The sequence below is a fragment of the Prochlorococcus sp. MIT 1314 genome, from assembly GCF_034093315.1.
Lineage (GTDB): Bacteria > Cyanobacteriota > Cyanobacteriia > PCC-6307 > Cyanobiaceae > Prochlorococcus_A > Prochlorococcus_A marinus_Y.
On record NZ_CP139300.1, the window covers coordinates 49039 to 68202 of the forward strand.

The following is a 19164-nucleotide window of genomic DNA, read 5'->3' on the forward strand; positions in this document are numbered from 1 at the left end:
ATGGAATTCTCTTTAAAAGAATTAAACAATGTTTTGGGTCATATTAAAAATCTAGGTGAGGGGGAAAAAGATTATTTAAATTTTAAAAATATAAGTATTGATAGTAGGACTTTATTAAAAAATGATCTTTTTATAGCTATTAAGGGTAAAAATCACGACGGACATAGTTTTCTTCCAGATGTATTAAAGAAAGGAGTGAAGGCAGTCATAATTAAAAAAGGGATGCAGAAATTACTTCCTTGTGATTTCCCTTGTTGGGTTGTGAATGACACTTTAGATGCATTCCAAAAATTAACATTGCTCAAAAGAAAAAAATTAAATATCCCTGTAGTTGCAATTACTGGTTCAGTAGGTAAAACAACTACAAAAGAAATGATTGGGCAAGTTTTAAAGAAACTTGGAAGAATTAAACTGTCTTACTCAAATTTTAATAATGAGATTGGGGTTGGTCTTACAATTCTTGCGACAGATATTGAAGATAAAGTTTTAGTTCTTGAGATGGGAATGAGAGGTCTTGGACAGATCGAAAATTTGTCTAAATATAGTGAACCCGATATTGCAGTTATTACTAACATTGGGACAGCTCATATTGGATTGTTAGGCTCAAAAAAAAATATTACTTATGCAAAGTGTGAAATTACTAAGTTCTTAAATCCGCATGGGGTTGTAATAATTCCAGCAAATGATGCATTTCTAGAGGAAACTTTAAAAAAATACTGGAAAGGTAGAGTAATAAAAGTAGAGCTATTAAATATTAAAAATCAAAAGGGGAGTTTTAAAAAAGATGATAATTTACGGGGAGTTTTTAATCCCTCTAATAAAACAATTTTAATAGAAGGAAATACCTTCGAAATTTCATTTGATGGATTTCACAACTCTTCAAATTTCTTATTTGCTTATGCAGTTGCTAAAGAGCTAGGTATGGATTTCCCAAGGTTTAATAAATTTGATTTTGCAAGTTTAGAAGGAAGGAATAAAATTCTTAAATCAGTTAAAACAACAATTTATGATGAATCGTATAATGCTTCGCCAGAATCTGTAAAAGCATGTATAGAAAATCTCTTAGAAAAGCCGCGAAATCATTTTTTTATATTTGGAAGTATGCAAGAATTGGGAAAAGAATCAGAAAAATATCACAAAGAAATATTCGACTTGGTAAATCATTCAGACATAGAAAAATGTTTATTTATTTGTGATGAAAAAGATGAAAAATTTTACTCTAATTATCTAAAAGACAAGAAAAAATTTTTCGTTTTAAATGATATTAAAGATGTACCAAAAGAGATAAATAAATCTACAAAAAGAGGCGATTCTATTTTGATTAAAGGGAGCAGATATTGGCAGCTAGAAAAAATTATTGAATTAATTAATTAGATAGAGGCTTCTTTTTTTTCCAATTATCTATATTTACTTGCTTAGTTCTTGAAATTGCTAATGAATTATCTTTGGAGTCTTTTGTGATCACCGAACCAGCTCCTGTTGTAACTGATTCCCCAAGATTTATAGGCGCAACAAAAACTGTATTTGCACCTATACTGGAATTTCTACCAATTTTTGTTTGATATTTTTTCTGACCATCAAAATTTGCAGTAATAGTACCTGCACCTATATTTGTAGATCTTCCAATAATCGAATCACCAATATAACTTAGATGGTTTACTTTGGATTCTTCCTCTAGTTGACTATTTTTTATTTCAACAAAATTACCTATCTTACTGTAAGAAGATATTTTGGATTTAGGTCTAATATGACTGTAGGGACCAATTTTTATATGATCCATTATCTGAGAATCATAAACAGTTGAATTTGAAATTTCACAATGGAATCCAACATTTGAATTTTCAATAAAAGTATTTGGTCCAATAATGCAATTATTAAATATTTTGGTACATCCTCTTATGTGAGTATTAGCTTCTATGATCACATCTTTGCCAATCTCCGCTTCTTCACTTATTGAACAACTTGTTTTATTTATAAATGTTACGCCATTAAGCATATGCTTTTCTTTAATTAAATTCTGAAAAAGTTCTTCGCATTTTGATAGTTGAATTCTATTGTTAATGCCTTGAAGTTCTCCATTATCCTCTATCTCTAAGCTTAAGGAATTCTCTAGCAGAGCTACTGTATCAGTTAAGTAAATTTCTTTTTGTTTATTGTTGTTTTGTAAGTTACTTATTATTTTTGACAAATTTCCCCAGTTAAAACAGTAAATACCTGCATTTATTAATAAATTAAGTTGTTCTTGATTATTACAATCTTTTTCTTCAACAATTCTCTCAATAAAATTCCCTTTCAAAAAGACTCTGCCATACCCATAAGGATTTTTCTTCTTTGTCGTTATTAAAGAAACATCTGCATTATTTGAATCATGTAAATTTAAAAGCCTTTTTAGAGTCTCAGGCTTGATAAGAGGGACATCTCCGTTTAGCACCAAAAGTTTCCCTTCATTTGTCTTTACTTGATTACAAAGTGTCTGTATGGCATGACCGGTACCTAGTTGAGGCTCTTGAATGACAAAATGGATCTTTTTATTATGTGGAATTGAATCTTGTACTTCTTTTGATTTGTGTCCAGTAATTACAAAAATTTGGTCAGGATTCAATTTATCACAAGAATTAATTACCCTTTGCAAAAGACTTTTGCCAGAAATTTTGTGTAAAACCTTAGGTATCGAGCTTTCCATCCTAGTGCCCTTACCTGCCGCCAATATTGCAACACTTAACATGTTTTTTGAATACATATATATAAATCTAACTCTTGAAGGCCGACTTCGTCATTCCCCACTTCTTTCTCCATTTCTTTGTAGATACTAGATTTGATAATAATTGCTCATCTAATCTTTTCTTAATGATATCGTCTCGCCTTGAGTTTAAATTATGGTCTCTGTAAGGAATACTAGCTTTAGTTAAAAGGTGTTCCTCTTCCATGACAGATAACTTTTCAAAATTTAAATTGAGTTTCAATTTATTCTTGTCAAATTTTGCTATCGCGACAGTTCCCTGACTCCAAAAACCACAGTCATTAATGCCTGGTTTAATACTGAAAATCTCTAAACCAAGATTTCTTAAGGTCTTTCTTACTGCCGCTGAAGAAGAGTAAGTTATTAAATAACCTTGAGGATTGAGCTTTTCTGTAACCTTAGATAAAAATTCAATTGTCCAAACTTGAGGGCATTTTTGGGGAGAAAAACCATCTAAATAAATCAGATCGAATTTATTAGCTGCAGGAATAATATTAATTTTTTCTCTAGCATCACCCCACAAAATCTTACACTTAAAAAATGGATCCTCAAAGTAATTGTTTTGGTGCAATGATTCAAATATTTTTTTGATTTTTGGAGCCCATAATTTCAGGAAAGATTTATTTTTGATTGAATATTCAAGAGGCTTTTTATCAATCTCTAATGCAAACAAATTTAAATACGATTTTTGTTTAATTAATTCATCTAATAAAGAAGCGGAATTGTATCCTAAACCAAAACATATATCCAAAACATTGAGAGATTTGCCCTTAAATCTTTGCAAATCAGAAGGAGCAGTAAACTTTATTTTTGTTTCTTCCAATGCTCCCAGTAAGCTATGGAAATTTTCTTGAAAAGAGATACTTTTTAAAGAGTAACTCCCGTCTTTCGTTAAAACTTCTATTAATTTAGACAAAAACTTTTTGAGTTAGTTAGTTAGTTTTTCAAGGTCTTCCCAAAAAGAGGGATAAGAGACATTAGATGCATCTGCTCTCGTTATTTTTGAGGTACCTTTGGCTAGAAGTGAAGCGATAGCAAGACTCATTGATACTCGATGATCCGTTTCACTGTCTACTTCCGCAGAATTAAAGTTTGATTGACCGTTAATGATTAAGCCATCCTCTTTTTCTATTATTTCTGCACCGAATTTTCGCAACTGTCTCGCCATAACTTTTAACCGGTCTGTTTCCTTAACTCTTAATTCCCGTGCATCCTTAATTTCAGAAACCCCATTACAAAAACAAGCAGCTACTGTAAGTATAGGAATTTCATCTATAAGTTTTGGGAGAACATCTCCTTCAATAGTAAATGATCTTAGGTTATTTGCAGTCTTTACTTTAATAGATCCAATAGGTTCTCCTGCAATTGTTGATTTGTCTAGAATCTCATAATTGCATCCCATCAGATCCATTATGTTTAATATTCCGGTTCTAGTGGGGTTTAATCCAACATTCTGAATATAAACTTCTGAATTTGGAACAATGGATGCAGCAATCATCCAGAAAGATGCAGAACTTATGTCTCCAGGTATTAATATTTTCTGACCAATTAAGGTTGCCCCTGATCTGATTACTACATTCCTTCCTAATTCCCCTCTAATACTTATATCTGCCCCAAATGCTTTTAACATTCTTTCGGTATGATCTCTTGAAGATGCTGGCTCAATAACAGTAGTGGTGCCAGCAGAATTGAGGCCCGCTAATAATATTGCGGATTTTACTTGAGCACTTGCTACCGGAGTTCCAATAACACATCCTTTAAGTTTATTCCCATTGATTGAGATTGGAGCTTTGTTACCCCTTTCTCTGCCAAAAATTTTGCCACCCATCAAAGATAATGGTTTCCCCACTCTCGCCATTGGCCTCTCATTAAGAGAATTGTCCCCCATCAAAATAAAATTCTTACCTTCTAGACCCGCCAATAATCCCATTAATAGCCTCATAGTGGTTCCCGAATTTCCACAATTGAGAATTTCTTTTGGCTCTTTTAATCCATCAAGACCTAGGCCTGAAATTGTAAAAGGCTCATCTTTTTTTATTGTCGGAATATTTACTCCTAATTTCCTGAGACAATCAGCGGTTGATAGTGGGTCTTCAGAATGTAAAAACCCCTCAATAGTAGTTTCCCCCTGAGCAATACTTCCGATTATTAAGGCTCTATGAGAAATAGATTTGTCTCCCGGTACTTTTATTTTTCCTTTTAAATTACTTCCACCTTTTATTTCGCGGATATTATTCATTTTTAAATTAAAACTTGATAAAGTTTTTATATATACAAATTAGATATATATTATCAATAAGTTTGTTTTTAAAAAAAAAATATTCAAAGTAAGTAACTGTTTTCTATAATAAAAAAAGAAAAGGAATTGATCATTAATCTTACTTATTATCACGTTGCAAATGATGTTCCAGAAATAAACCCCGATATTGCAGTGGTTATTGATGTTTTAAGAGCCACAACTACAATCTCTTGGGCTTTAAAAAATGGAGCTGATTCAATACAAGTTTTTGCAGATTTAGATTTGTTGAAAGAAGCTGCATTTAAGTGGCAAGCAGATGAGAGAATAATGCTTGGAGAAAGAGGCGGAAAGAAAATTGACGGTTTTGATTTGGGAAATTCTCCTTTATCAGTCACAAAAAAGGTTGTTAATGGTAAAAGACTATTTATGAGTACTACAAATGGCACTAAATCCTTGCAAAAAGTTCAACATGCAAAGCATTTATTTGCTATGGGACTCCCAAATAGGAGAGCAGTTGCAGAAAGAATTATTTCACTACGCAGTGAAAGCGTTTTAATACTTGGTAGTGGCTGGGAAGGCTCATATTCACTTGAGGATTCTTTGGCCGCTGGTGCTTTGGCTTCATACTTGGAAGCAAACTGTGATTTTGAAGTCAATATTCTTAATGACGAATTACAGGCTGCTTTGGCACTCTGGAATTTATGGAAAAATGATATTTTGAAATGTTTAAAAACAGCAACCCATGGCAAAAGATTGACAAGTCTTGGAGATTATGAGGAAGATTTTAATTGTTGTTCTGAACTTGATTGCTTAGATATTGTTCCTGCGCAAGTTGAAAGAGGTGTAATTCGTGCCTCATAATTTACGAATTAGTTCACTAGGAGTAAAGTCTTGACTGATTTTTTGGTAGCTGCATTGCAAATAACGAGCACTTCAAATGTTGAAGCAAATTTTGCTGAAGCAGAAGAACAGATTGAATTGGCTGCTAGAAGAGGTGCTGAATTAATCGGATTGCCTGAGAATTTTGCTTTTTTAGGAGAAGATGATGAAAAGCTTAGATTATCTTCTGAATTGTCAATGAAGTGTACAAACTTCCTTAAAACCATGTCACAAAGGTATCAAGTATTTCTTTTGGGTGGAGGGTATCCTGTACCTGCTGGTGATGATAGTCATACCCTAAATAGGTCAGCACTCTTTGGAAGAGATGGACAGGTATTGGCAAAATATGACAAAATTCACTTGTTTGATGTTGATTTGCCAGACGGAAATTTATATAAGGAATCATCTACTATTTTATCTGGAGAGGAATATCCCCCAGTTGTTGATGTTCCTGGTTTATGCAAAGTAGGATTATCAATTTGTTATGATGTTAGATTTCCTGAACTTTATAGATATTTGTCTGCTAATGGTGCAGAGCTAATTATGATTCCCGCAGCTTTTACAGCATTTACTGGGAAGGATCACTGGCAAATCCTATTACAAGCAAGAGCGATAGAGAATACAGCATATATAGTTGCACCAGCTCAAACTGGGATTCATTATGGTAGAAGGCAAAGTCATGGCCATGCAATGGTAATTGACCCCTGGGGCACTGTTTTGTCTGATGCTGGAAAAACTCAGGGCGCTGCAATAGCACCAGCTGATAAAGAAAGAGTAAAGAAAATTAGGGAACAGATGCCAAGCCTTAAACATAGAAAAAACAAATTGTTTTCAAAATAATGTCAAAGTTTTTAAATAATAAACTTTTTCGTTATTTATCAGTTTTTTTATTTTTAAATACTCAGTTCCTCCCAGTAAAATCCTCAAGTGCTTTAGCGGCATGGGCCTTAAAAAATAATGGGTTTTTAGAATTAAGAACTAAACCAAATACAAATTTAAAAGCATACTTTCAGCGGGCTAACCAAATATATGGAGATAGATTCTGGGTGGATTTCCCTGGGGAATTAAAAAATCCCAGAACAATAAAAGGTAATGGTCCAATAAAAGAAATTAGATTAGGTAAACCAAATAAGGGCAAAACAAGACTAGTAATTGAATTTAATGAAGAAGCCTATTTGAACCCTTTGATGTGGAGAATGGTTGGATTAAATCAAAATAGGTGGAGAATTAAACTATTCACACCAAAATATTCATTTAAGAGCATTGGTGAAGGTTTAGTTGAAAAGAGAATAAAAAATATTAGAGCAAATCAAGGCTCAAGTTATATTAAGAAAAGTGTTCATAATTACAACCAATTACCAAACGTAAAACAAAACAAATTTTCGGTTGTTCTCGATCCAGGGCATGGAGGGCCTGATCCGGGAGCAATAGGTATTGGTGGGTTAAGGGAAACAGATGTTGTACTCGAGGTTTCCAAAATAGTTGAAAAGTTGCTCTCCGAGAAAGGTGTAAAAGTAAGGTTAACTAGAAAAAATGAAGTTGATTTGGATTTACCTCCAAGAGTTTCCTTTGCTAACAATACAGATGCGGATATCTTTGTAAGTATTCATGCAAATGCCTCAAGAGGTAAAAGGCGAGATATTAATGGGTTAGAAACGTTTTACTTTAGAGGGTGGAGAGGAAGATTACTCGCCAAAAGAATTCAAAAACAAATTTTAAGAGTTTCCCCTGGGAGTCCCGATCGAGGAGTTAAACAGGGTAGATTCTACGTAATTAAAAATACTAGGATGCCCGCAGTACTTGTAGAAATTGGATTTTTAACAGGAAGATTAGATGCAAGAAGATTAGAGAAACCATCACATCGTAAAAGAATAGCTTATGCAATTGCTAAAGGCATTCTTGAATATCTTTATAAAGTAGGGTGAAACTTAAAATAGGTATATTTGACAGTGGTATAGGTGGTTTTACTATCCTTAATTCTTTACTAAAGAAACGTAGTGATGTTGAAGTTTTTTATTTGGCTGATACAAAAAGGATTCCTTTTGGAAATAAAAATTTTAAAGAGATAAGGTTAATCGCAAAAGAGATTTGCACCTTTTTTGAATATAAGAATTTGGATGCACTTTTAATAGCATGTAACACTACAAATGCATGTGCGCTTGATATTTTAGAAAACAACTTAAGGATTCCTTGTTTTGACCTTATAAACTCAGTATCAGAAATAGTTGACAAACAAATAATTGGTGTCTTAGCAACACAAACAACAGTTAGATCATCATATTATAAAAATGCTATAGGTTCTAAAAATGAGAATTTGACCATTTTTCAACAAGATTGTCCAGAATTTGTATCCGAAATTGAAAAAGAAGAGTTAAATTTTAATAAGTTAAATCATCTTTCGGACTTGTATTTAAGACCACTATTAAATAAAAATATTGAAGAATTAATACTTGGATGTAGCCATTATCCTTTAATTTATGACTTTTTAAGAAAAAAAATTGATTCAAACATAAGAATTATTGATCCATCAGAAGCGTTAATAAAAAAATTTAATGAATCTTTTGCTATTCCAAAGACTGTTAGCTATGAGAGTCTTTCTTACGAAAATGTAAAATTTTTCGTTACTTCAAAAAAAGATGAATTTTCCAAAAAAGTAAAAATTTGGCTTGAAATTAATAAAGAAATTAGGTTAGTTAACCTCCGAAGCAATGTTTGATTCTTTAATATATATAAGAGGTCAATCATGAACACAGTAACAGAACTACTACAACCAGTTGAAAATGATCTTGATGATCTTATTCTTGAACTGAAAAATTTAATAGGAGCAGGTCATCCAATTCTTCAAGCCGCAGCAGAACATCTTTTTAGCGCTGGGGGGAAAAGACTTAGGCCAGGCATCGTTTTATTAATCTCAAAAGCAATATCTCCTGGATTTAGATTAACCAGTAAACATAAAAGGCTTGCTGAAATCACTGAAATGATTCATACCGCTTCATTAGTCCACGATGATGTTGTTGACGAGGCCTCTACAAGAAGAGGGGTAGATACAGTTCATAGCAGATTTAATACCAGAGTGGCTGTTTTGGCAGGTGATTTCTTATTCGCACAAGCAAGTTGGCACTTGGCAAATCTTGATAATGTAAATGTAGTTAAATTATTAAGTAGAGTAATAATGGATTTAGCAGAAGGTGAAATTAAACAAAATTTAAATAGATTCGATTCAGCTCAATCCTTTTCCAAATACATTAATAAAAGCTATTGTAAAACTGCATCATTAATAGCTAATAGTTGCAAAGCAGCGGGAGTTTTGAGTGATCTTAATGATCAAAAATTAACCTCATTGTACGATTTTGGCAAAAATATTGGTTTAGCTTTCCAAGTTGTAGATGACATACTGGACTTTACTGGAAACGATAAACAACTTGGAAAACCTGCTGTAAGTGATCTTGCTAGTGGCTATCTTACAGCACCAGTTTTATATGCTTTAGAAGAAAACAAGAAATTATCTGTTCTTATAAACAGAGAACTTGCCGAAAAAAATGATTTAGATGAAGCTCTAAGCATCATTATGAGTTCTAAAGCTATAAAAAACTCTAGGAAACTAGCTGAGGACTTTGCAATGCTTTCTAAAGAGGCAATAGTTTGGCTTCCTGATTCAGATTACAAAAGGGCATTAATGGCTCTACCAGAATTCGTTCTCAGTCGTCTTTATTAAATTTATTGAAAAATCTTTTCAGCTAAATTAATATTAAAAATTCTGAAAACCATAATTTTTTCGACTAAGTTTATTAAGCATAGATTTATTTAATGTCATTAGATAAAAAAAATTCAATCAATAATATTCTCGAAGAAAAGAGAATTTTCCCTCCATCAAAAAAATTTGCAGAAAACTCAAATATTAGTACTCAAGAAGAATTACTAAGTCTAAAAAAACAAGCATCAGATAATCCTATTCAATTTTGGGAATCTTTTGCAAAATCTGAATTAGATTGGTTTGAGCCATTTCAAACTGTATTAGATAACGAAAATGCGCCCTTTTTTAAATGGTTCAAAGAAGGGAAACTCAATATTACATATAACTGCTTAGATAGACACATTAAGAGAGGGCTTGGAGGAAAGACAGCACTTATATGGGAAGGCGAACCCGGAGATAGCAAAAAATATACTTACGAAGAACTTCTAAAAGAGGTATGTAAAGCAGCTAATGCATTAAAAGCGATTGGTGTAAAAAAAGGAGATTTGGTATGTATTTATATGCCAATGATTCCTGAAGCGATGTTTGCGATGTTAGCTTGTGCAAGAATTGGCGCTCCTCATTCAGTTGTCTTCGGAGGATTTTCTTCAGAAGCTTTAAAAGATAGGTTAATTGATGGGAACGCCAGATTTGTTATTACTGCTGATGGTGGTTTTAGAAAAGATAAGGTGATTGAACTTAAGAAAGCAGTTGATGCGGCTATTGAAAGTGGAGCAGATAAAGTTGTTGAAAAAGTAGTTGTTGTTCAACGAACCAAAAAAAATATTTCGATGGTTGATGATAGAGATTTTTGGTGGCACGAATTATTAAAAGATCAAAAAGATCATTGTGAACCAGAAATAATGAATAGCGAAGATAGACTTTTTATTCTTTATACTTCAGGCTCTACTGGAAAGCCAAAAGGTGTAGTTCACACTACAGGTGGTTACAATCTTTGGTCCCATTTGACATTTAAATGGATTTTTGACTTAAAAGATGACGATATTTACTGGTGTACCGCTGATGTTGGTTGGATTACCGGTCATAGTTACATAGTTTATGGGCCTTTATCTAATGGTGCTACAACCTTAATGTATGAGGGAGTGCCAAGGCCCTCAAATTTAGGGGCTTTTTGGGAAATTGTTCAAAAATATAAGGTTTCTATTTTTTATACTGCACCAACTGCAATAAGAGCATTTATGAAGTCTGGGCGTGAAATACCTGATAAATATAATTTGGAAAGTCTTAGACTTTTGGGCACAGTTGGAGAACCAATTAATCCTGAAGCATGGATGTGGTACAAGGATGTTATTGGTAAAGATAAATGCCCTATTGTTGATACTTGGTGGCAAACTGAGACTGGTGGTGTAATGATAAGTCCCTTGCCTGGTGTCGTTGCTACAAAGCCAGGTTCAGCTACTTTCCCTCTGCCAGGAATCGAAGTTGAAATTGTCGATAAGAATGGAGATAAGGTTAAGGAGAATGAGGGTGGCTATTTAATTATTAAGAAACCTTGGCCAGGAATGATGAGAACAATTCACGGAAACTCAGAGAGATATTTGGAGAGTTATTGGGAATATATTTCCTTTAAAGGCGAAAAAAATGTTTATTTTGCTGGAGATGGAGCACGCATTGATGAAGATGGATATATATGGATTATGGGAAGAGTTGATGATGTCATAAGTGTTTCAGGACATAGGTTAGGAACAATGGAAATTGAATCTGCTTTGGTCAGTCATAAATCAGTTGCAGAGTCTGCAGTCGTTGGCAAGAAAGATGACTTAAAAGGTGAAGTTATAGTCGCTTTTGTATCTCTAGAGAAAGACGTGAACGGTTCTTCAGAATTAGTAGAGGATCTAAAGAAACATGTTGTTAATGAAATTGGAATTATCGCAAAGCCTGAAAAGATTATAATTTCTGACTCTCTTCCGAAAACACGTAGTGGAAAAATTATGAGGAGAATTTTAAGATCTTTGGCCGCTGGAGAAAAAATTAGCGGTGATATAAGTACTCTTGAAGATAGTTCTGTTTTGGAGAAGCTGAAAGAATTATCCTAATCAGATTGATCAATTAAATTGGAAATATTTTTTATAGTATTTCTTTTGAATTCATCATCGGCCCAGTCTCCCAAAAAATTTTCTCTTAGTCCTGCGCTTGCAATTATAGTGTGAGTACCTTTTAACATTACCCCTTTAGAATTATCTTCTTTTCTTGCTTTTAGACAAGAAAATAATTTATCTGTTTGATCTAATTCGTCTGAGTTGAATTTTATTAGGAAGTTATTTTTTTGACTATATGTTTTTTCAATTAATCGCAAAGTTCTTTCGGGACTTGGGCTAAATTCACTGTTGAATTCTAATTTTTTAGAAATTTGTTTCAATAATGGAATTGATTTGTTAGCACTAAAATTATTAAAACTAATAGATATGAATTTTTCGCAATTTCTTCCGCCATCGGGAGAAATTAAATGAAGTTTACAGCCTAGGCTATGACCAATTCTTATTGAAGGAATTGATGCCCCTATTCTCTTGGATAAAGATATTCGGCAATTCTTAAAATCTTTCCATGCTTTGATAGCAAGTTGTTGGTGATCAAATTGTGGTGTGTATTTATATGCATGTACTGCATAATTTTTATTAATTAAACTCTCTATGAATCTTCTATAAGTTAAATCTGGCTTAGAAGCTAAATAACTTCCACCAATAAATTCAACAATTTTTTTTGGATTTGAAGGCCAATAACAGAAATTGTTAAATTGAAATTTTGTAAAAGTCATCTTTCATAAACTAAAAATGTTTCAAAAAATATTTTCTAGCCTGTTTTTTAAATTTATATTAATTTAAAAGAAATAGTTATTAAATGCGTCAAGATAAATGAAAGTATTTTGAGTTAATTGGAACTATTAAACAAAAAAGAATTAAATCAATTGGATTTTCTTCATGATCAAATTAACACCAATCCCTCTGAAGAGAGAGTAACGAATAAAAATAAAAAAATTGAAAAAATTTTAATTCTTGATACTGAAACAACAGGTTTAGATGAAAATAAAAATGAAGTGATGGAAATAGGTTGTATCTTATTTGATGTATCTTTTAAATGTGTACTTTCACAAGTTTCTTTTTTATTTCCAGTTAATGATAATGAAGCCGAACATGTAAATGGTATATCTGCAGAAGTAACTAATATCTCTCAACCATGGGAAGATGGATTGAATTTCTTTCTAAAACTTGTTGATGCTTCAGATTTCATCGTTGCTCATAATGTGGAGTTTGATAAGAAATGGTTTGGAAAAGGAAGATTGCCTAAGCTTAATAAGAAATGGATATGTAGTTTAGAGGATATTAATTGGTCTTTTCAAAAATCGCTAAAAACAAGACCTTCAGTAACTGATCTAGCCTTATCTTTCTCAATACCAGTTTGGAATTTACATAGAGCTTTATCTGATTGTTTTTATATATCTGAGGTCTTCAAAAAATGCGACAACTTAGAGGAACTTTTACTTAAAGCTACTGAACCGAGGTTTTTATACAAGGCTTTGGTTAGTTATGAAGATAGGTCTTTAGCTAAAAATGCTGGGTTCAGATGGAATAGTCCTGTGCAAGGAGCTTGGTCAAGAAAATTAACTACTGATGAGGCAAATAATCTTGATTTTAGAGTTGAGATTTTGAATTAATATTTATTTAAGTTTTGACTAAGAAAATATTTAGTGCATCTTACAAGGCATCCATCTATTACCCATTTTATGTGCTCCAATACATCCGTATTTTGAAGCAGCCTTTTCAGCTTCTTGTTTAGTGTTAAATAGATCTGACATCATATTTTCCTTATTTGAATTTGAAATTTGTTTGGAATGATTATGATGATTTTTATGAGAATTAGGTGAATACTCCCATATCCCCATAGTAGTAACACCGGCAGAGATAATTCCCATCCCGACTACTGATAAATTGACTATTCCCATTGCGACTGCACCAAAAGAAAATACACCCATAGGGACTACCCCTATACTTATTACTCCCATTGGCACTATTCCTATTGAAACTATACCAAGGGGTGCTATTCCAAAAGCAATTTTTTTTGGTTTTGTACCGCAATGTTGATTCTCTTTACTTTTACTAATTCCCAATAGTTTTTCTAAATGTTAAATTAAAATTGTCTCACAAAATAACCAATCAAAGATTAATTTCTAGATGAATTAAAAATTTTGAATTATTTTTTAGAACTTTGAATAACTTAAAAAACCTAAGAGGAACAGTTGACCTATTTCCTGATCAATTAATAAAGTGGCAAAACGTTGAAAAAATTTTATTAGAACAGCTTTCTAGAGCATCCATCAAAGAAATAAGAACACCAATATTGGAAATGACCGAATTATTTATAAGAGGAATTGGCGAAGGAACAGATGTTGTCAGTAAGGAAATGTATACATTTCTTGATAGGGGGGAGAGATCTTGCACTCTTAGACCTGAAGGAACAGCCTCAGTCGCACGAGCGTTAATACAAAATGGAATATCGTCTAATCCTCTTCAAAAACTTTGGTACATGGGTCCTATGTTTCGATACGAAAGACCTCAAGCAGGCAGGCAAAGACAGTTTCATCAATTAGGTGTTGAGTTTATAGGACATGATTCAGTTAGAAGTGATGTTGAAATTATTGCTTTAGCTTGGGATATCTTAGGTAAATTAGGAATAAAAGAACTCAATCTTGAAATAAATACGTTAGGTGATCCTAATGACAGATCAAATTTTCAAAAATCTTTTTTAAAATGGTTAGAAACAAATAAAGATTCTCTAGATTTAGATTCTCAGAATAGAATTTCTAAAAACCCTTTGAGGATTTTGGACTCAAAGAATATTCAAACAAAAAAAGTTCTTGAAAATGCCCCAAGATTATTTAATTTTTTATCTGAAAAAAGTCATAACAGATATTTAGACTTAAAAAGTCAATTAGAGGTTTTAAAAATACCTTTTGTGGAAAACTTTAATCTAGTGAGAGGTTTGGATTACTACACTCATACAGCTTTTGAAATTACTAGCGGGGCTCTAGGTTCCCAAGCTACAGTTTGTGGAGGAGGTAGATATGATAATTTAATAAAACAAATGGGAGGGCCAAGCACCCCTGCAATAGGATTTGCTATTGGTTTAGAAAGATTAATTTTACTAGCGGGAAAAGAGCTTGAAGTCCCAAGAAATACTGATATTTATATTATTAATCAAGGCTTAATTGCTGAAACGTTAGCAATGGATTTATCAAGGAAATTAAGAAATTATGATTTATTAGTTGAATTGGATTTAACTGGATCCTCTTTCTCTAAACAGTTTAAAAAGGCAAACAAACTAAAATCCAAAAGTATTATTGTTATTGGTGATGATGAGGCAGCAAATAAAAAATTTGTTATAAGGCTATTTGATAAAGCAAGTTCTGGAAATAAAGAAGAGGTTATATCTTTTGGGGATGATATTAAATTGGAAAAGTGGCTAAAGAATAACTTAATTCTAAAGTGATTCTTTTGAAGCTAATGATTATTCTTCTTACTTTACTATTTTTCTTTTATTTGAGAAATTCACTAAAGTTAAATAGGAAAAAAAAAGTTTTCAAAGCTAAAGAGTTAATGATTTTCAATAAGAAGAATCTAGATAATTGGATGAACTTAACTAAAAAAGAAAGATATAACTTATCAAAAAAAGAATCTTTTAACTATCTGGATAAAAGAAAACTTTTATTAGAAGAAATTAGAAAAGAATATAAGAAAATATCTAGAGGAAATTGTGAGAAAAATATAAAGGAAAAATAACAATGGAAAATTTCTGGACTTCGAAAAAACCTATAATTGGCTTAAGACATTTTGTTTTAGTTAATAAGACGAAAGAAGAAGGAGAAAATTTTTTTTTAATGGTTTCAGTTGTTGATTGTGAAATTAATCTGAAAATTACTCATAAAGAATTATTAAATAGTGGTAATTGGGAAAAGGGATTACTCAATCTCCCTAAGACTGAATCAATTACTGAAGATTATGTTCGATTCAAATCTTTAAATAAAAAAAAGGGGATTAATAAGGTTTTTTTAAATGATGACTCTTTGTTTAATATTTCTTAATTTGATATAAATTTTTTAAAAGTTTTTCATTACAAATACTAGGTTTTTTGTTCCTTAATAATTTTTTAAAAGTTTTACCCCTTTCAAAAAAATAAAATTAACGTTATCAAGGATTAACTATATTTACTTAATTAAATGTTAGGGGATATATGGAGCTCTTCAGAGTTTACTGCTAAAAATTTAGGAATTACTGAAATCAAACTTTCTTTTTTACGTGAAAATGGGATATTCAAGCCCGGCATTCATTGGAAAAGCTCTCCTCTTGGTCAGAAAAAGCCTTGGAAGCCCAAAGCTCTTTATAATTTAGAAATGTGCAGAAAAATTATTAACAAATTTGATTTTGAAGAAAATGATAGTATTGCCGCCTAAATTTTAAATATTTCCTGATAATCAATTTGGGAAGATTTATAATGTTTATTCAATTAAATTCTCATCCTTACAATCAATAAGCGTGTTTTGCAACGTTGGATATAGATTAATCATTTTTATATATTGTGGTGATTTTCTGTAAGATTCTGCAGCATTTTTGTAATGAACTTCCGATTTCATTTCTAGTGAAATTTTTCTAGAAGATTCTTGAGAAGTTTTCATGTTATTTGATTTCTTAACCCCTTTTTAGTAATTGTTTGAGAATGAGGCAAGAAAGAACATGCTTTTATGAAACAAAAAATTATTTATGTCAGCAAAAAGAAATTTATTAAAAAGAATTGGATCTAACAATACTTGTTTCTTTATCTTCAACCCTTGCGAAATCTATAACTTTACTGCTTAAATCTAACTTCTTTGGGGTTGGATTTTTAGGGAAATTGTTTTAGTTATTTATTACTAGAATTAATAACCTTTACAATTTTGTTGTGAATCCAACTGTTTGTTTAAATTTCAAGTATTGTCGAAACGTTTAAGCTAATCAATTCCTAAATGCAAACCTATGGAAATCCAGATGTCACCTACGGATGGTGGGCTGGTAATTCAGGTGTAACGAATCGCACAGGAAAATTCATTGCTGCGCACATAGCGCATACAGGATTAATTGTTTTCTGGGCTGGTGCTTTCACCCTTTTTGAACTTTCACGATTTGACCCCTCTGTCCCTATGGGGCATCAACCTCTTATCGCACTTCCTCATTTGGCAACCCTTGGAATAGGGTTTGATGCTGATGGAGTGTTAATGGGAGATACAAAACCTGTTGTAGCAATTGCTATTGTTCACTTAATAGCATCAATGGTTTTTGCCGCTGGTGGACTATTACATTCAATCCTTTTGCCAGGAGATTTAGAAGAATCAGATATAGCAAAAGCAAGGAAATTCAGCCTCAAGTGGGATGATCCAGATAAATTAACATTTATCCTTGGTCATCATCTTATTTTCTTTGGTGTAGCAGTAATTTGGTTCGTAGAATGGGCAAGAGTTCATGGAATCTATGATCCAGCTATTGGTGCAGTTAGACAAGTTGAATATGATTTGAATTTGTCAAAAATATGGAATCATCAGGCTGATTTCTTGACTATTGATAGTCTTGAAGATGTTATGGGTGGTCATGCTTTCTTGGCTTTTGTTGAAATCACTGGTGGTGCTTTCCATATTGCTACCAAGCAAGTAGGCGAATATACCAAATTCAAAGGTAAAGGACTACTTTCCGCTGAAGCTGTACTGTCTTGGTCTCTAGCTGGAATTGGTTGGATGGCTATCATAGCTGCCTTCTGGAGTGCTACAAATACAACAGTTTATCCAACTGATTTCTTTGGAGAACCTCTTCAATTGAAATTTAGTATTTCTCCTTACTGGGTAGATACTGCTGACCTTCCTGCTGGTGAATATACTTCAAGAGCTTGGTTGGCAAACGTTCACTATTATTTTGGTTTCTTCTTTATTCAAGGTCATTTATGGCACGCTTTAAGGGCTCTAGGCTTTGACTTCAAGAGGGTAACTAATGCTATTGGTAACATTGATAATGCTACTGTTACATTAAAAGACTAAATATAATCAATATTTAGTTTTAAAGGGCCCCAAATTGTTGGGGCCTTTTTTATTTGAATAATTTTGTTTATTAATTTAGATTTATAATTATATGTTTTTGAAATCATTGAATTTTTCTCTACAGAATAAAGATGTTTTTCCGAATTCTATATTAATAAGTTGTTTTGGATTTTTAATTATATTTTTTTTCTTAATTTTTGGAAGGAGATTTAAACTGGCTGTTCAGCTAGAGAGGTTTGGACTACCGATAGCAGTAATATCTGGAATTGTAGGTATATCTATAGGTCCATTTGGGGCGATACACTTTTTGCCAAAAGAAACAATAAATGTTTGGAGTAAGTTCCCTACTCCTCTTTTATCATTGGTCTTCGCAACTTTAATGATGGGGAGACCAATCCCAAATATAAATGGTTTAGTTAAACCAATCTTTAATCAGTTTTTGCTTGCTCTTTCACTAGGTTTTGGACAGTTTTTCGTTGGGGGTCTAGTTGTTAAATATTTTTTGCCTCCATCTATGGATACTAATCCTTTAATGGGATGTTTGATCGAGGTTGGTTTTGAGGGCGGTCATGGAGCTGCAACTATCATTGGTGAGAGTTTTAATAGATTAGGTTTCTCAAATGGCTTGGAGCTTGGTTTGGCTATGGCAACAATGGGTCTTTTATCATCTTCATTATTGGGCAGCATATTTATTTTCCTTGGGAGAAATTTCGGTCTTTCAGATACTGAGGAAATTCCCGAAAAAAAAGATAATCTAAAGGAGAACTCTAAAACAGGTATTTTTGCGGATCTAAAAATTTTGATAATAAATCTTGGATTCTCTGGGCTGGCAATTTCTTTTGGTGTGTTGTTACTTAAATTTTTAAGATTTGTCTCAAGCTCTTTTGGCGAATTTTCTAAAGAAATAATTTTTTCACTCCCAGTATTCCCTTTTATTCTTATAGGTTCACTTCTTATTAGATATGTTTTAGAAAAAACCAAAAATACGGAATTTATTTCAAATCTTTTACAAAGAGAGATTGGGATTTTATCTACAGATCTATTGATTTTTACAGCTATGGCAAGCTTAGATATTGCGGTTGTTTTTGAAAATTGGCTAATAATTTTAGTTTTTACTATTTTCGGTTTATTTTGGAATTTAATTTGTATTGCTTATTTTGCATACTTTATATTTGACGATTACTGGTTCGAAAAAAGTTTGATAGAGTTTGGTAACTCTACAGGAGTAGTCGCATCTGGATTACTTCTTTTAAGGCTTGCAGATCCCAAAAATATTTCTAGAACTCTACCAATTTTTACATCAAAACAGCTATTCGCACAATTAATTCTATCAGGAGGATTATTTACAGTTTTGGCACCATTAATGATTTCTAAAATTGGAATAGATTATTGGACAGAAATTTGTGCAGTAATTACATTCACAATTCTTCTTATTGCCTTGATTTTAAAAAAAAGGGAATTGAAAAAAATTCAATAATAACTCTAGAATGGTTTTAAGT

General features: G+C 32.2%; 20 protein-coding genes. 14 read left to right on the top strand and 6 right to left on the bottom strand.

Annotated elements, in window-relative coordinates:
• On the top strand, positions 1-1374 hold the full coding sequence (locus SOI86_RS00240) for a UDP-N-acetylmuramoyl-tripeptide--D-alanyl-D-alanine ligase (RefSeq protein WP_320681641.1): 1374 nt from the start codon (positions 1-3) through the stop codon (positions 1372-1374).
• Here the strand turns inward: SOI86_RS00240 and glmU are convergent.
• From glmU to aroA, 3 genes are read right to left on the bottom strand one after another with little or no spacing between them, the layout of a single operon-like run.
• Positions 1367-2725: a bifunctional UDP-N-acetylglucosamine diphosphorylase/glucosamine-1-phosphate N-acetyltransferase GlmU gene (gene glmU, locus SOI86_RS00245; RefSeq protein ID WP_320682528.1), complete on the bottom strand. Its 1359-nt coding sequence runs from the start codon at positions 2723-2725 to the stop codon at positions 1367-1369. The two genes, SOI86_RS00240 and glmU, sit on opposite strands and share 8 nt — an antisense overlap.
• 25 nt (positions 2726-2750) lie before the next feature.
• Positions 2751-3656: a tRNA (5-methylaminomethyl-2-thiouridine)(34)-methyltransferase MnmD gene (locus tag SOI86_RS00250; protein WP_320681642.1), complete on the bottom strand. Its 906-nt coding sequence runs from the start codon at positions 3654-3656 to the stop codon at positions 2751-2753.
• A 12-nt stretch (positions 3657-3668) separates the two neighbouring features.
• On the bottom strand, positions 3669-4979 hold the full coding sequence (gene aroA, locus SOI86_RS00255; RefSeq protein WP_320681643.1) for a 3-phosphoshikimate 1-carboxyvinyltransferase: 1311 nt from the start codon (positions 4977-4979) through the stop codon (positions 3669-3671).
• Positions 4980-5111: 132 nt separating this feature from the next.
• Between aroA and SOI86_RS00260 the strand changes: the two genes are divergently transcribed.
• From SOI86_RS00260 to acs, 6 genes are all read left to right on the top strand, one after another.
• Complete coding sequence (locus SOI86_RS00260; RefSeq protein WP_320682529.1) at positions 5112-5840, top strand: 2-phosphosulfolactate phosphatase family protein; 729 nt, start codon at positions 5112-5114, stop codon at positions 5838-5840.
• 30 nt (positions 5841-5870) lie between these two features.
• Positions 5871-6698, top strand: coding sequence for a carbon-nitrogen hydrolase family protein (locus SOI86_RS00265; protein ID WP_320681644.1), 828 nt, complete (start codon positions 5871-5873; stop codon positions 6696-6698).
• Positions 6698-7783, top strand: a complete 1086-nt coding sequence (locus tag SOI86_RS00270) for an N-acetylmuramoyl-L-alanine amidase (RefSeq protein ID WP_320681645.1) — start codon at positions 6698-6700, stop codon at positions 7781-7783. Before SOI86_RS00265 ends, SOI86_RS00270 begins: the two co-directional genes overlap by 1 nt.
• The gene (gene murI, locus SOI86_RS00275; protein WP_320681646.1) at positions 7780-8574 is read left to right on the top strand and encodes a glutamate racemase; all 795 of its coding nucleotides are present in this window, start codon (positions 7780-7782) and stop codon (positions 8572-8574) included. Before SOI86_RS00270 ends, murI begins: the two co-directional genes overlap by 4 nt.
• A 27-nt stretch (positions 8575-8601) precedes the next feature.
• Positions 8602-9573: a solanesyl diphosphate synthase gene (gene sds, locus SOI86_RS00280; protein WP_320681647.1), complete on the top strand. Its 972-nt coding sequence runs from the start codon at positions 8602-8604 to the stop codon at positions 9571-9573.
• A 92-nt stretch (positions 9574-9665) separates the two neighbouring features.
• Positions 9666-11648 carry an acetate--CoA ligase gene (gene acs, locus SOI86_RS00285; protein WP_287610421.1) on the top strand — a complete coding sequence of 661 codons (1983 nt, stop codon included), beginning with the start codon at positions 9666-9668 and terminating at the stop codon, positions 11646-11648.
• On the opposite strand, the gene SOI86_RS00290 is transcribed toward acs, so the two are convergent.
• On the bottom strand, positions 11645-12367 hold the full coding sequence (locus SOI86_RS00290) for a DUF1350 family protein (RefSeq protein ID WP_320681648.1): 723 nt from the start codon (positions 12365-12367) through the stop codon (positions 11645-11647). The two genes, acs and SOI86_RS00290, sit on opposite strands and share 4 nt — an antisense overlap.
• A 117-nt stretch (positions 12368-12484) precedes the next feature.
• On the opposite strand from SOI86_RS00290, the gene SOI86_RS00295 reads away from it, so the two are divergent.
• Entirely contained in the window at positions 12485-13264 is a 780-nt protein-coding gene (locus SOI86_RS00295; RefSeq protein ID WP_320681649.1) for a 3'-5' exonuclease, read from the top strand.
• Between the two features lie 30 nt (positions 13265-13294).
• On the opposite strand, the gene SOI86_RS00300 is transcribed toward SOI86_RS00295, so the two are convergent.
• Entirely contained in the window at positions 13295-13717 is a 423-nt protein-coding gene (locus SOI86_RS00300; RefSeq protein ID WP_320681650.1) for a hypothetical protein, read from the bottom strand.
• A 98-nt stretch (positions 13718-13815) separates the two neighbouring features.
• Between SOI86_RS00300 and hisS the strand changes: the two genes are divergently transcribed.
• From hisS to SOI86_RS00320, 4 genes are all read left to right on the top strand, one after another.
• Positions 13816-15096: a histidine--tRNA ligase gene (hisS, locus tag SOI86_RS00305; protein WP_320681651.1), complete on the top strand. Its 1281-nt coding sequence runs from the start codon at positions 13816-13818 to the stop codon at positions 15094-15096.
• Between the two features lie 50 nt (positions 15097-15146).
• Positions 15147-15386, top strand: a complete 240-nt coding sequence (locus tag SOI86_RS00310) for a glycoprotein (protein WP_320681652.1) — start codon at positions 15147-15149, stop codon at positions 15384-15386.
• A gap of 2 nt (positions 15387-15388) precedes the next feature.
• Complete coding sequence (locus SOI86_RS00315) at positions 15389-15688, top strand: TIGR02450 family Trp-rich protein (protein ID WP_320681653.1); 300 nt, start codon at positions 15389-15391, stop codon at positions 15686-15688.
• Positions 15689-15823: 135 nt separating this feature from the next.
• Positions 15824-16057, top strand: a complete 234-nt coding sequence (locus SOI86_RS00320; protein WP_320681654.1) for a hypothetical protein — start codon at positions 15824-15826, stop codon at positions 16055-16057.
• A 45-nt stretch (positions 16058-16102) separates the two neighbouring features.
• Here the strand turns inward: SOI86_RS00320 and SOI86_RS00325 are convergent, their stop codons facing one another.
• Positions 16103-16279: a hypothetical protein gene (locus tag SOI86_RS00325; protein WP_320681655.1), complete on the bottom strand. Its 177-nt coding sequence runs from the start codon at positions 16277-16279 to the stop codon at positions 16103-16105.
• 327 nt (positions 16280-16606) lie between these two features.
• On the opposite strand from SOI86_RS00325, the gene SOI86_RS00330 reads away from it, so the two are divergent.
• Together SOI86_RS00330 and SOI86_RS00335 are read left to right on the top strand one after the other, a co-directional pair.
• Positions 16607-17665, top strand: coding sequence for a chlorophyll a/b binding light-harvesting protein (locus SOI86_RS00330; protein ID WP_320681656.1), 1059 nt, complete (start codon positions 16607-16609; stop codon positions 17663-17665).
• Positions 17666-17756: 91 nt separating this feature from the next.
• The gene (locus SOI86_RS00335; protein ID WP_320681657.1) at positions 17757-19142 is read left to right on the top strand and encodes a sodium:solute symporter; all 1386 of its coding nucleotides are present in this window, start codon (positions 17757-17759) and stop codon (positions 19140-19142) included.
• Positions 19143-19164 lie beyond the last annotated feature (22 nt).